At 72.7% G+C, this 12869-nt stretch carries 13 protein-coding genes and 1 tRNA gene; 2 read left to right on the top strand and 12 right to left on the bottom strand.

Features of this window, described 5'->3' with window-relative positions:
* Window positions 1–23: 23 nt before the first annotated feature.
* From ACFZBX_RS35680 to ACFZBX_RS35670, 3 genes are all read right to left on the bottom strand, one after another.
* Window positions 24–986 (bottom strand): chaplin, encoded by a 963-nt coding sequence (locus ACFZBX_RS35680; RefSeq protein ID WP_391537967.1) that lies wholly within the window; start codon window positions 984–986, stop codon window positions 24–26.
* Between the two features lie 243 nt (window positions 987–1229).
* A complete protein-coding gene (locus tag ACFZBX_RS35675; protein WP_391537966.1) occupies window positions 1230–1475 on the bottom strand; it encodes a chaplin in 246 nt (81 codons plus the stop codon).
* Between the two features lie 187 nt (window positions 1476–1662).
* On the bottom strand, window positions 1663–2985 hold the full coding sequence (locus tag ACFZBX_RS35670; RefSeq protein WP_380762874.1) for a M20/M25/M40 family metallo-hydrolase: 1323 nt from the start codon (window positions 2983–2985) through the stop codon (window positions 1663–1665).
* A gap of 271 nt (window positions 2986–3256) precedes the next feature.
* On the opposite strand from ACFZBX_RS35670, the gene ACFZBX_RS35665 reads away from it, so the two are divergent.
* A tRNA-Leu gene (locus tag ACFZBX_RS35665) sits at window positions 3257–3341 on the top strand.
* Window positions 3342–3561: 220 nt separating this feature from the next.
* Window positions 3562–4899, top strand: coding sequence for a flavin-containing monooxygenase (locus tag ACFZBX_RS35660; RefSeq protein WP_391537965.1), 1338 nt, complete (start codon window positions 3562–3564; stop codon window positions 4897–4899).
* Between the two features lie 28 nt (window positions 4900–4927).
* Here the strand turns inward: ACFZBX_RS35660 and ACFZBX_RS35655 are convergent, their stop codons facing one another.
* The 9 genes from ACFZBX_RS35655 to ACFZBX_RS35615 all read right to left on the bottom strand — a co-directional run.
* Window positions 4928–6016 (bottom strand): tryptophan dimethylallyltransferase family protein, encoded by a 1089-nt coding sequence (locus tag ACFZBX_RS35655; protein WP_391537964.1) that lies wholly within the window; start codon window positions 6014–6016, stop codon window positions 4928–4930.
* Entirely contained in the window at window positions 6013–7347 is a 1335-nt protein-coding gene (locus tag ACFZBX_RS35650) for a cytochrome P450 (protein WP_391537963.1), read from the bottom strand. Before ACFZBX_RS35650 ends, ACFZBX_RS35655 begins: the two co-directional genes overlap by 4 nt.
* An 8-nt stretch (window positions 7348–7355) precedes the next feature.
* Complete coding sequence (locus tag ACFZBX_RS35645; protein ID WP_344329531.1) at window positions 7356–7949, bottom strand: ATP/GTP-binding protein; 594 nt, start codon at window positions 7947–7949, stop codon at window positions 7356–7358.
* Window positions 7924–8307, bottom strand: coding sequence for a DUF742 domain-containing protein (locus ACFZBX_RS35640; RefSeq protein ID WP_350545550.1), 384 nt, complete (start codon window positions 8305–8307; stop codon window positions 7924–7926). The genes ACFZBX_RS35645 and ACFZBX_RS35640 overlap by 26 nt, the downstream gene beginning before the upstream one ends.
* Window positions 8304–8705, bottom strand: a complete 402-nt coding sequence (locus tag ACFZBX_RS35635) for a roadblock/LC7 domain-containing protein (protein ID WP_350545553.1) — start codon at window positions 8703–8705, stop codon at window positions 8304–8306. The genes ACFZBX_RS35640 and ACFZBX_RS35635 overlap by 4 nt, the downstream gene beginning before the upstream one ends.
* Complete coding sequence (locus ACFZBX_RS35630) at window positions 8702–9955, bottom strand: ATP-binding protein (RefSeq protein ID WP_391537962.1); 1254 nt, start codon at window positions 9953–9955, stop codon at window positions 8702–8704. Before ACFZBX_RS35630 ends, ACFZBX_RS35635 begins: the two co-directional genes overlap by 4 nt.
* Before the next feature lie 388 nt (window positions 9956–10343).
* Window positions 10344–11783 (bottom strand): chloride channel protein, encoded by a 1440-nt coding sequence (locus ACFZBX_RS35625; RefSeq protein WP_391537961.1) that lies wholly within the window; start codon window positions 11781–11783, stop codon window positions 10344–10346.
* Between the two features lie 159 nt (window positions 11784–11942).
* Window positions 11943–12716: a TetR family transcriptional regulator gene (locus tag ACFZBX_RS35620; protein ID WP_391537960.1), complete on the bottom strand. Its 774-nt coding sequence runs from the start codon at window positions 12714–12716 to the stop codon at window positions 11943–11945.
* Window positions 12717–12793: 77 nt separating this feature from the next.
* Window positions 12794–12869 (bottom strand): acyl-CoA dehydrogenase family protein (locus tag ACFZBX_RS35615; RefSeq protein ID WP_311670695.1); only part of this gene is annotated, 76 nt, incomplete at its 5' end.

Here is a 12869-nt window from a genome sequence, read left to right as displayed (position 1 = left end):
GTTCTCCGCTGTGCCCCGGGGGCTCAGCGGGCGCCGGCGCGGGCGCGGCGGTAGAGGACGCCGCCTCCGATCAGCAGGGCCAGGCCGGCCGCCCCCAGCATCTCGGTGCCACCGGCGCCGGTGGCGGCCAGCTGCCCGGCCTCCTCGGCGACCGGGCCGCCACGCGGGGCGGCCGGACGCACCTCGGGCGCGCTCTGCACGGCGGCCGCCGGGGCGACCTGCGGGGCCTCGCTCGGAACGCCCGCCCGGGGGGTGCCCTCGGCGGCGGTGACCGGCGGCGGGGCGTTGTGCGGAACGTGCTCCTCCGGGCAGTCCTCCTCCGGCACGGCGGGCTGGCTGGGCGCCGGCGCGGCCGCGTTGACGCAGGTGTTGCCGTACGCCGGGTTGAGGGCGCCGACCAGGTTGATCGAGTTGCCGCAGGCGTTGACCGGGATGTGCACCGGGGCCTGGACGCTGTTGCCGGAGATCACCCCGGGCGAGCCGGTGGCCACTCCCGACGCGGTGGCGCCCGAGGCGGTCGCACCCGAGGCCCCCGAGGCCGCCGAGCCCGCGCCCGACGCCCCCGGGCCGGAGCCGCCCGCACCGGACGCGCCCGAACCCGCCTGGCCGCCGTTCTGGCCGCTGCCCTGGACGCCGCCGGCGTGGGTGCCGCCCGGCTGCCCGCCACCGGCCTGCCCGCCGCCGGCCTGGGCACCGCCCGCGTGGTTCCCTCCCACGTGCGCTCCGCCGCCGGCGGGACGCCCGGAGGAGTTGGCGCAGTTGTTGCCGAAGGCGGGGTTCAGCAAGCCGATCAGGTCGGCCGTGTTGCCACAGGCGTTGATCGGCACCTCGACCGGTACCTGCACCGAGTTGCCGGAGACGACGCCCGGCGAGCCTGCCGCGACACCCTCCGCGCCGGCGCCCGCATAGGCGTAGCCGGCGGTCGAGGCCAGCACACTGCCGGTGGCCACGGCCGTGAGGAGCCCCTTCTTGGCTGCGTTCCTCATATTTTCCCCTGACATTTTGAGACGACTTGACGACCCTCCGAAAGTCGGAATTTCCGAATAGGCGGAGAGGTCCTCGGCTGCATGGGAGAGAACGAAGAAACCCTGGGGGAAGTTGGCCGGCACGACTCCCATTCACCCTTTCGAGGGATTTAACGGGGTGACAATGGGGCGGGCCAGGAAAACAAGCGCCCCCGGCACGGCGCGCACGCCGCCCGGGGGCCCGGCTCAACGACCGGGAGGGGCTCAGACGTTGAAGCAGGTGTTGCCGAACGCCGGGTTCAGCGCGCCGATCACGCTGATGGTGTTGCCGCAGGCGTTGACCGGGATGTGCACCGGGATCTGGATCTGGTTGCCGGACACCACGCCCGGGGAGCCGGCGGCCACGCCCTCGGCACCGGCCCCGCCGTGGGCGGAGGCGACACCCGTGGCGGCGAGCACCAGGCCGCCGGCGGCGGCGGTCACGGCGGCGATCTTCTTGATCTTCATCATTCCTCCTGTATGAACACCCGGCTATCGGTTCCGGGCCGTCACAGGAAGCAACGACGTTGCGGCAAACGGGGTACGGAACAGGCGTCCGCTTCACCCGGACCGGTGATACGACGAACAGGAAATCGATCTGTCGGAACGGCAACGGCCCGTTCCCGGACGCTCCGGGAGCGGGCCGCCGCCCCCGTGCTCAGCAGGCGTCGATGAACCGGTCCAGCACCCGCACGCCGAACTTCAGGCCGTCCACCGGCACCCGCTCGTCCACGCCGTGGAACATCCCGGCGAAGTCCAGCTCCGGCGGCAGCTGCAGCGGTGCGAAGCCGAAGCAGCGGATCCCGAGGTCCTGGAACGACTTGGCGTCCGTCCCGCCCGAGAGGCAGTACGGCACCGCCCGGGCGATCGGGTCCTCGGCGCGCAGCGCGGTCTGCATCGCCTCGACCAGGGCGCCGTCGAAACCGGTCTCGATCGCCTTGTCCGAGTGCAGGCTCTCGCGCTTGACGCGCGGGCCGAGCACACTGTCCAGCTCGGCCAGGAACTCCTCCTCGTAGCCGGGCAGGAAGCGGCCGTCCACGTGCGCGGTGGCCTGGCCGGGGATCACGTTGACCTTGTAGCCGGCGCCGAGCATGGTCGGCTGGGCGGTGTTGCGCAGTGTGGTGCCGATCATCTTGGCGATGCCGCCGAGCACCCGCAGCGTCTCGTCCATGTTCTCCGGGTCGAGCTCGACGCCGAGCGCGTCCGACAGCTCGTCCAGGAAGGCCCGCACGGTCTTGGTGATCCGCAGCGGGAACTGGTGGCGCCCGAGCCTGGCGACCGCCTCGCACAGCTCGGTGATGGCGTTGTCGTCGTTCTCCATCGACCCGTGCCCGGCCCGGCCCTCGACCGTGAGCCGCATCCAGTGCATGCCCTTCTCGGCCGTCTCCACCAGGTAGAGCCGGGTGCGGTCGTTGACCGTGAAGGAGAAGCCGCCGACCTCGCCGATCGCCTCGGTCACGCCCTCGAAGAGGTCCGGGTGGCGGTCCACCAGGTACCGGGCGCCGTAGGTGCCGCCGGCCTCCTCGTCGGCGAGGAAGGCCAGCACCAGGTCGCGCGGGGGCTTGCGGCCGGTGCGCAGCCGGTCGCGGACGACCGCGAGGGTCATCGCGTCCATGTCCTTCATGTCGACCGCGCCGCGCCCCCAGACGCAGCCGTCCGCGATCTCGCCGGAGAACGGGTCGTGGGTCCAGTCCGCGGCGTTGGCCGGCACGACGTCGGTGTGGCCGTGGATCAGCAGGCCCGGACGCGACCGGTCCTCGCCCTCGATCCGCACCACGGTGGACGCCCGCCCCTTGGCCGACTCGATGATCTGCGGTTCGAGGCCGAACTCGGCGAGCTGCTCGGCCACGTACTCGGCGGCCTTCCGCTCCCCCGGGCCGGAGCCGTCGCCGTAGTTGCTGGTGTCGATCCGGATCAGATCGCGGCAGAGGTCGGCGACCTCGGACTCACCCGTCACCTTCGGCGCCGCCGACCCGCTCAGCTCGCTCACGGTCAACTCCTCGTCTCTGGCCCGCACCGGCACAGCACCACCCCCGGGACCTGCACCCGGGTCGCACGAGCACGTCCGACCATCCTCTCCCAGCCTCCGACCCGGATCCACCCCCGGGAAACGCGCCGACACACCGCCGCAACCTGCGGTCCCTCGTCCGGAGCCCCTCCGGAGCCGTTTTGGGACCCGCAGCCGATCACTGCTACAGTTACATCTGTCAGCGCGGCCGACGAACAGAAGGAAGCCGCGAGGACAACACCCCGTCCGGGTGGCGGAATGGCAGACGCGCTAGCTTGAGGTGCTAGTGCCCTTTATCGGGCGTGGGGGTTCAAGTCCCCCCTCGGACACCGCTGAGCGGGCCAGGAGAAATCCTGGCCCGCTTTTCGTTTTTCTCCTGCGACTTCCCGCCCGCTTCGGGCCGTTCCGTTTCCCGAGTGCGCACCTTTTGTACGCCGTTGGTCCCTGGTCGACCGCCGTGACCTGAGGTTTACTTTGTCGGCGCCGCCCCGCCGAGGGGCGGCGGCAACGGGGGAAGGCCATGCCGGTCGAGGGAAGGTGAGTGTTTCCGTGGGGAATTTCCCGGGTGGGTCGTACGCCGTCGATGTGCGCGGGGCCGCGCCGGTCTGCGTCATCGGCGCGGGTCTGTCGGGCCTGGCCGTGGCGCACGCGCTCGCGGTGAAGGGCATCGACTTCGTCTGCTTGGAGAAGGCTCCGGAGGTCGGCGGGATCTGGCGCAAGCCGCAGGCCGGGGAACGCGGGCCGGGTTACCGGTCACTGCACCTGAACACCGCCAAGCAGCTGACCGGCTTCGCCGCCTTCCCGATGCCGGAGTCCTACCCGGCCTATCCCCGGCACGACGAGATGGCCGCCTATCTGCGGGCCTTCGCCGAGTGGGCGGGCCTGTCGCCGCGGATCGAGTTCGGCACCGAGGTGCTGTCGGTCCGGCCGGACTTCGACGGCTCCTGGCTGGTCGCCAGCCGCGACGCCCACGGGGCCGCCGTCACCCGGCGCTTCGCGCGGGTGGTCGTCGCCTCGGGCGCCAACGCGGAGCCGCTGCTGCCCGATCCGGCGCCGGCCGGCGCCGAGTCGTTCACCGGCCGCATGCTGCACGCCGTGGACTACCTGGAGGGCTCCGGGTTCCGCGGGCAGCGGGTGGTCGTGGTCGGCCTCGGCGCCTCGGCCGTGGACATCGCCACCGACCTCTCCCGGCACGCCGCCCGGACGGTGCTGTCGGTCCGCCGGGGCCTGCACGTCGTCCCGAAGCAGCTCTACGGCATATCGTGCGACGTGATCGCCGAGTCGCCGTGGTTCACCGGCATGACGCTGGCCGAGCGGCGCGAGTACATCGAACAGGCCCTCCTGGTCGCCCGGGGCCGGCTCTCGGACTACGGCCTGCCCGAGCCCGACCACCCGATCTTCTCCTCCGCCGTGACCGTCTCGGACGAGATCTTCAGCCGGATCCGGCACGGCGCGGTGACCCCCAGGCCGGGGATCGACTCCTTCGCCGGGAACCTGGTCCGGTTCACCGACGGCTCCGCCGAGGAGGCCGACGCGGTCGTCTGGTGCACCGGCTACCGGATGTCCTACCCGTACCTGCCCGCCGACTGCCCGGTCGGCCCGAGCGGCCGGGTGGAGCTGTACCGGCGGGTCGTCGCGCCCGACCGGCCCGGCCTGTACTTCGTCGGCCTGATCCGCCCGGTGGGCGCCATCACCCGGGCCCTGGAGGCGCAGGCGCAGTGGGTCGCGCGGCTCATCGGCGGCGAGGAGGCGCTGCCGGCCGGGGACGTGATGCGCAAGGAGGTCGACGACTACCTGAGCGGCGTCGCCGCGCGCTACGGGCAGGGGCTCGGCGCGTCGATCCAGATCGACGTGGTGCCCTACGTGCGGGAACTCGGCACCGTGTAGCGAGCCCCTGCCCGTGCGCCGGGTGTGCTCAGCCGGTCGGCGGCCGGACGGTGTAGGCCTCCGCGGAGAGGTACGCCGTGAGCCGGGGCGGACAGCCCCGCTGGTGGGCGAGCGCCAGGTAGGCGATCAGCCCGACCCCGTCCTGCGGCCGCCGCCCGGTGAGGGAGGGCAGGGCGCGCAGCAGCGGGGCCGGGTCCATGCCGTGCCCGGCGAGCAGGGTCACCGCCCGGTCCAGGGCCTCGCCGTCGTGCCGGGCGTAGTCGCGCACCGGCACGTGCAGGGTGAAGCCGCTGGGCCGGTCCGCCGCCGGGTCGGTGAAGGCGTGGCAGGACAGCACGGGCAGCCCGGCGAGCCGGGTGTCGGCGCCGGTGGTCCCGGCCGCCGTGGCGGCGAACTCCCGGAGCACGGCCGCCGTCGGCCCGGCGGGCATCCGGGAGAGCTCGCCGACGGCGGCGGCCGGCAGGCCGGGGTGGCGGACGTAGACCTTGACCCGGGGCTGTTTCCAGTCGCCGAGGTCCAGGGCGAGGAACGGGTAGCCCTCTCCCCGCGGCAGCCCCTCGAACGCGCGGTGGTGGCCGATCCGGTCCAGCGCCTCGCGTACCGTCTCCTCCGCCCGGTCGGCGCCGTTGGCGGCGGGGTTCAGGTACACCTTGACCCCGGGGACGCCGCCGGGACGCAGTTCCAGGGCGCACCACAGCGCGAGCGGGCCGTGCGGGGACGGCGGGAGGAGGAGGTCCTCCAGCTTGTCCAGGCAGGTGGTGGAGAACCCCCAGCGCCGGGACATGGCATGGATGACGTCCAGTCCGGCGCGGCCGTTCTCCTCCAGGGTGGCGGTGCCGCAACCGGGCTCCAGCAGCACCCGCAGGTCGGGCGGGCCGTCCGGCCGGAAGGAGAGCGAGTACTCCACCGGCGTGTGGTCGTCGGACAGGAACGTCCGGCCGGACGGCGGCAGGTCCAGCCGCCGTCCGGCCTCCGGTCCGAGCGCGCCGGTGAGGACGTCCGCGTAGGTGCGCGCGTCCTCCGGGTCGAGGTGCGCGACCTCGCACAGCCGCCGCAGTTGGTCCGCGGTGAACTCCCCGAGCGTCGGGACGCCGGGTCTTCCCGGGGTCCCGGTCACTTCGCCAGCCAGGTCAGGAAGGAACTCCACAACCCGCGTTCCTTGCGGGGGCCCGTGCCGTGCTCCTCACGGGCGGGCGCCGCCGGCCGGGCCGCGGAGGAGGCCGCGGAGGCGGGCCGGGGCGTCTCCTGGAGCGGGGTGAACCTGGTCGGCAGCGCCGACAGCGCCCGGCTGAACGGGCCGGGACGCCAGGTCAGGCTGTCGGCCGGCACCGCGAGTTCGATGTCGGGCAGCAGGTTGAGCAGGTTCTCGATGGCCGTCACGGTGATGTGCCGGGCGGGCTCCTTGGAGGGGCAGGCGTGCGGGCCCGCGCTCCAGGCCAGGTGGGCCCGGTTGCTGCCGGCGCCGCCGGTGTTGGCGGCCGCGATGCTGACCAGCACCAGCTCGCCGGCCTCCAGCTTCGTCCCGGCGAACTCCATGTCGGCGGCGGGGTAGTGCGGCGCGTAGTTCGTCAGCGGCGGGTTGCCCCACAGCGTGTCGTCGAGCGCCTCGGCGATCAGGCCGCCCTTGTGGGCGTACTGGTCGTGGGTGAGCAGCCGGTGCAGGGTGTTGCCGATCAGGTTGCGCAGCGGCTCGGCGCCCGCGCCCAGCAGCAGCGCGAGCTGGTGGACCATCTCCTCGTTGTCCAGGCCCGCCTCGTGCTGCATCAGCCACGAGGTGACGTCCTCGCCGGGCCTGCTCCGCTTGAGGGTCACCAGGTCGGCCGCGGCCTGCATCAGGACGTCGGCCGCGCGGGCGGCGTTGACGCCGTCGAACATGCCGGAGATCCCGAACAGCACCCGGTCGCCGATGTCGGCCGGGCAGCCGAAGAGCTCGTTGAAGACGAACAGCGGCAGCTGCTTGGAGTACTCGCCGACCAGGTCGGCCGAGCCGCGCGCGCTGAACTGGGAGATCAGGTAGTCGGAGATCTGCCCGATGCGCTGGGTGAGCCGGCGGGTGTCGATCCGGGCGAGGCTGTCGGTGACGGCCTGGCGCAGCCGCAGGTGCTCGACGCCGTCGCTGAACATGCAGTTGGAACGGTAGGCCAGCAGCGGCAGGACCGGGCTGTCGGCGGGTATTCGTCCCTCGTTGAGGTCACGCCAGCGCCGTGAGTCCTTCCGGAAGGAGGACGGGTCCTGCAGCAGCTGCAGCGCGGCGGTGTAGTCGGTGACGAGGGTGGCCTCGACGCCCGGCGAGAGTTCGACCGGCGTGGTCGCGCCGAAGTGGCGCATGTAGGCGTAGTAGGCCTGCGGGTCGGCCGCGAACTGCGGCCCGTACAGGGGAATCCGCTCGCCGGTGCCGTGGGCGGGGCACCCGGGCGGGGGCACGAGTGCGGTGGACTCAGCGTCCATGTCTGCTCCTAGTGGACACGGTCCAGCAAGTGGCGGACCAGTCTGATCAATGCTTCGGCGGAGGACTTCTCGTCGCGGGCGTCGCAGGTGACCACGGGGGTGTCGTCCAACAGGTCCAACGCCTCCCGCAGGGCGGCATCCTCGTAGACCGGCGTGCCGTCGAAGCGGTTGACGGCGATCGCGTAGTCGAGCCCGTACTGCTCGATCAGGTCGATCACGGCGAAGGAGTCCGCCAACCGGTCGGGGTCGACCAGCACCAGCGCTCCGAGCGCGCCGCGTGCCATGTCCTCCCACATCTGCACGAAGCGCAACTGTCCGGGGGTTCCGAACAGGTACAGCACGACGCGGTCGCTGAGGGTCAGCCGCCCGAAGTCCATCGCGACGGTGGTGGTGGTCTTGCTCCTGACCCCCTTGAGGTCGTCGACCGCCTCCCCGGCCCGCGTCATGGTCTCCTCGGTGGACAGCGGGGTGATCTCGGAGATCGAGCCGATGAAGGTGGTCTTGCCCACCGCGAAGTGGCCGACGACGAGGATCTTCACGGCGGTCTGGTTGGCTCCGTCGCGGACGTAGGCCCGCTCATCCAAACTTGGCCTCAAGTCCATTCAGCACCTCCTGGAGGATGCGCGTGTCCACCAGGGAGGCACGCGCGACGGGCGGCCGCACGAGAAGGTAGCCGCCTTCGCTGAGCGCCGAGAGGAGGATCCTCACCACGCCCAGGGGCAGCCGGGTGTGTCCGGCGATCTCGGCCACCGTGAGGTAGCCCGCGGCACATAATTCGAGCAGGCCCTGCTCCTCGGGGGAGAGCCGGCGGGTGGGGCGCTGCTGCTCGTCCCCCGCCGCCGTGACCAGGGTGACCAGGGAGAGCTGCTCGTCGTCGGGCAGCCCCCGCCCCTTGGTGATGACGTACGGTCTCACCAGGGGCGGGGCGGCGTCGGGCGCCTGCTCGCCGGGGGTGGTCATGGGCGCACGCCGAGGTTCTCGCGCGGGGGCGCCATGAGCGCCTTGCCGAGCTGGCCGACGAGCTGCTGCATCCGGAAGGTGATGTCCGCCATGTCGACGTCCGGGGAGGCCGAGACGCCGAGGTAGGCGCCCTGTCCGGCGGAGATGAGGAACACCCAGCCGCCGTCGAACTCCACCAGGGTCTGCCGCCACTGGTGCTGGGAGCCGTTGCAGAAGAAGGCGAGCGAACGGCTCAGCGACTGCACGCCGCTCATCCCGGCGGCGACCCGGTCCGCGTCGTCCTTGCCGATCTCCTTCGTCCGGGCCATCAGCAGACCGTCGGCGGATATCAGGACCGCGTGCAGGGCACCGGGGATCTCCAGGGCGCTGTCAAGCATCCATGACAGATCGTTGTTCACGGGTACTCATGTCCTTCACTACTTGCAGCGGTTGCGCTGCTCGTCGTTTCCGCGGCGTCCGGATTCGTCGCGCGGCCGGACTGGGTGCCTCGCTGGAAGGCGCCCATGATCGCCGCCGTCTCCGCGTTGGAGCGGACCGGTGCCCCGGGGGCCGGCGTGCCGAAGGCCGGGGTGCCGTAACCCTGGGCACCGTAGCCCTGGCCGTCGAAGCCCTGGGCGCCGACGGGGACCGGCTCGGCCGGTACGACGGCCATCGGCCGCTTGCGGCGCCGCTTCGGCAGGCCGTCGGCACCGGTCACGGGCGCGGACGCGGCCGGCGCGGCCTCGAACGGGCGGCGGACGGCCGGCTCGGCGCCGGCGGGCGCGGCGGCCGCCGGCTTCTGCTCCGGCATGGCGGTGAGGAGTTCGTGCGGCAGCAGGAGGACCGCCCGCACACCGCCGTAGGGGGAGGAGGAGTCCACGGACGTCTCGAAGCCGAAGCGCTCGCTGAGCACGCCAGCCACCGCGAAACCGAACTGCGGGGGATTTCCGAGCGAGGAGACGCCGGAGACCCGCTCACTGGCGAGCAGCTTTTCCGCCCGGGTGCGCTCCTCGTCGTTCATGCCGATACCGGCGTCGTCGACGACGATGCAAATGCCCTTCGGCACGGTGCGGATATTGATTTCCACCATCGTGTCGGGGCTGGAATAGCTGGTAGCATTGTCGAGGAGTTCGGCGAGCACCAGGGCCACCGGTTCGACGGCCCGGCTGGTGATTCCGTAATTGACCTGGGAAAGAATCTCCACCCGCCGGAAATGCCGGATGCGGCCCTGCGCGCTGCGGACCACGTCGTAGATCGACGCCACCTCGCGCTGCCGGCCGAGCCAGCCGTCGCACAGCACGGCGATCGACTGGGCACGCCGTCCGAACTGCGAGTTCGTGTGGTCGATCTCCAGGAGGTCCTCCAGGATGACCGAATCGCCGTACTTGTCCTGCAGCCGGGAAATGACCAGCTGCTGTTCGGCGGCGAGGCCCTGGAGGGTTCGCATGGCGGACTTGAGGACCGTTTTGGTCTCCTCGTCGGCACGCACGTGCGCCGCCTCGACGGATTGCGAGAAGTCGCTCTCCAATGCGGCGTAGTGGGCTCTGAGTCCCTCGGACTCCTGTCGCGCCGACGCTGCGGCCCGGCGCTGGAGGACAATGACGGCGATTGCGCCGAGGAGGACGACGAGAAGAGCCCAGAGAATGGGGTTCTGCAGGGAATGCGTCATAGGACTCTCTTCAGGAGAGTGGCGGCCAGCTGCTGATTTACCGTCAAGGCGGGGGTGGGCCGGTGGACGTCCGCACCGGGGTCACCGCCCGGACCGCCCCTGTGACCATTCCGTCTCACACCCGCCCGATCCCCCCGGCAAGCGCCGTGATCATATCATCGGATGAAACGCCCCTCCGCAGCCCACCACCAGGGCCTTCTAGTTGACGTGCGCTCAGTTCGCCCCACGACGAACACCGCCCCCCGCGCGTTGCGGCGCCCATTCGACCAGACCATGTCACGGCGGGCAAACGCCCTGCTCCCGCCCCTGATGGAACGCCGCTCCCCGGCGGCGGGGTTCAGTTCCAGGGTTCAGTTCCGGGGATCGGCTGCGGGGGGCGGCCGTGGGTTCAGCCGAGCCGGGCCCGCGCGGCGGCCGCCCGGTGGGCACGCCGCGCACCGGCGCCGCGCACCAGCTCCCCCGCGACGAAGGCCGTCACCGTGGTCACCAGCAGCAGCGGCATCAGCTCGGTCGACTCGGCCCCGAGCAGGGCCGTCGCCAGCACCGTGCTGGTGACCGGCAGCCGGGTGACCGTCGTACTGGCGGCGGCGAGGCCCACGGCCAGGCCGGGAGCGGTGCCGAAGCCGGGCAGCGGGCCGCAGGCCAGCCCGACGGCGGCGCCGATCAGCACCGCCGGGAAGATCGGACCGCCGCGCAGGCTGCCCAGCGCGATCCCCCAGGCCGCCGCCTTGCAGAGCGTCAGCGCCAGCAGCGCGGACACCGGCCAGGCCGCCGGGTCCGCCGCCAGCGTGCCCAGGGTCGCCTGGCCGGAGAGCGCCGCCTCCTGCGGCGAACGGCCCGTCAGCAGCGCGTACGCGGTGATGCAGGCGCCGACCGCGACGGCGCACACCACGGTGCGGACCGCCGTCCGGCGCGCGCTCCAAGGCTCCCCCGCGTGCTCGGGGCCGCCGGTGGTGAACACCTTGACCCGCCGGCCCAGTGTCTGCCCCGCCACGCAGACCACCGTCACGGCGACGGCGACCGGCAGGCCCCACAGGAAGTCGCCCGGGTCGGGCACCCCGCTGTGCGGCACCGACGGCAGCGAGAGCGCGCCGATCGACAGCCCCGTCCAGTGCCCGAAGCCGGTGAAGACCAGCGCGCCGACGCCGCTCGCCAGCAGGCACGGCATGATCAGCAGCAGCAGGCGCGGCCCGCCGAGACCGGCCGCCTCGATCATCATCACGGCGGCCACCAGCGGGCTGCCGAAGATGGTGGAGATCGCCGCCGTCGAACCCGCCGCGCCGAGCACCGGCACCAGCTGCGGCCTGGCCGCACGGCGGGCCGGGCGGACGGCGAGCAGCGCCAGCCCGCCGCCCATCGCCATCAGCGGCGCCTCCGGGCCGAGCACCGCACCGAGCGGCAGGCAGGCGAGCGCGGCGAGGACGACACCGGGTACGGCCTTCGGCGGGGCCGGCGGCCCGCCCAGGCCGTCCACCGGCACATGGCCGCCGCGGCCGGGCAGCCGGGTGACGATCGGGGCCAGCAGCAGGCCGGCCAGCAGCAGTGCGGGCAGCGGCCACCACCAGGGCGCGCGGTCGTGGCCGAGGGCCTCGGGGAGGCTCTCCCAGATCCAGTGCTGGAGCTCGTGCTCCAGGCCGACGAACCAGAAGGCGGCCAGCGAGACCGGGGCGCCGACCAGGGCGGAGATCAGCAGCAGGCCCAGGTAGCCCTTGGTCAGCAGGACGTCGCGCAGGGCCGGGGCGGGCGACTGTTCGGGGGCCGCTCCCCCGACGGGGCCGGGCGTCGGCGCCGTGTCGCCGCCGCTCGGGCCTGCGCTCGGCTCGGGCATCGTCCGCCTCCGTCGCGTTCCCCGCGCCGGTCAGGCTCCGGCCGCGTCCTGCGACCGAGTCTCACCCGCGCCCGGGGGGCCCGCACGCAACGGCGGGCGCGGCCGCGCCCCGATTGCGCCGTCGGGGTGAGCGGGCGTCAGGGCGGACGGGTGACGGGGTCAGTCCCGGCGGATCTGCCGCGGCTCCCCGAGGGCGCTCTCGATGCCCTGCACCATCCGCCACAGCGGTGCCCGGCGGCTGGCGACCAGCACCACCACGTCGTCGTCCTCCTCCCCCGCCCCGGCGCCCTCGGACCCGGCGCCGGCTCCGGCGCCGCCGGGCCGCTCGCTCCAGGTGTCGGTGACGAAGCGCATCGCGCGGTCCACCTCCGCCACCCAGTCGCTCTCGCCGCCCGAGCGCAGCCAGGTGCGCAGGGCGTGGTTGTGCGCGGCGACCACGGCGGCCGCGACCACGTCCGCCCGCAGCGGCCCGTCCGGGCGCCCGGCGAACCGGCCGCGCAGATAGTGGGCGAGGGTGTGCTCGTAGCGCCAGACCACGGACAGCTCGTAGGCGCGCAGGCCGGGGACCTTGCGGGTGAGCCGGTAGCGCTGGACGGAGAAGGACGGCTGCTCGGCGTACATCCGCAGCACCAGTCGGGCCGCGTCGCCGGCGTGCCGGACCGGGTCCTCCTCGCCGGTGCCGGATTCGAGAAACTCCGTCATGTCGGCGAGGCCGCGCTCGTGGTCGGGGAAGACCACGTCCTCCTTGGCCGGGAAGTAGCGGAAGAAGGAGCGCCGGCCGACCCCGGCCAGCGAGACGATGTCGTCGATCGTGGTCTGCTCGAAGCCGCGTTCCAGGAAGAGCTCGAAGGCGGCGGCGACCAAGGCCTCGCGCATCGCGGGCTTCGGGTGCCCGTCGTTCATGGGCTGGTCCTGCTCTTCCTTCTCGCTCATTCCCGGAACATAGCATCGGCCTCGAACACCGGACCGGCCGCGGACGGCCGGCCCCGGTGCACGGGTCCGTCGGCGGGTTACGGCAGGTTGCGGGCCATCACGATGCGCTGGATCTGGTTGGTGCCCTCGTAGATCTGGGTGATCTTCGCGTCC

The organism is Kitasatospora sp. NPDC008115, from assembly GCF_042957205.1.
In the GTDB taxonomy this organism is placed as follows: Bacteria; Actinomycetota; Actinomycetes; order Streptomycetales; family Streptomycetaceae; genus Kitasatospora.
The sequence above is the reverse complement of the archived record's forward strand: the minus strand, read 5'-3'. Positions and strand labels throughout refer to the sequence as shown.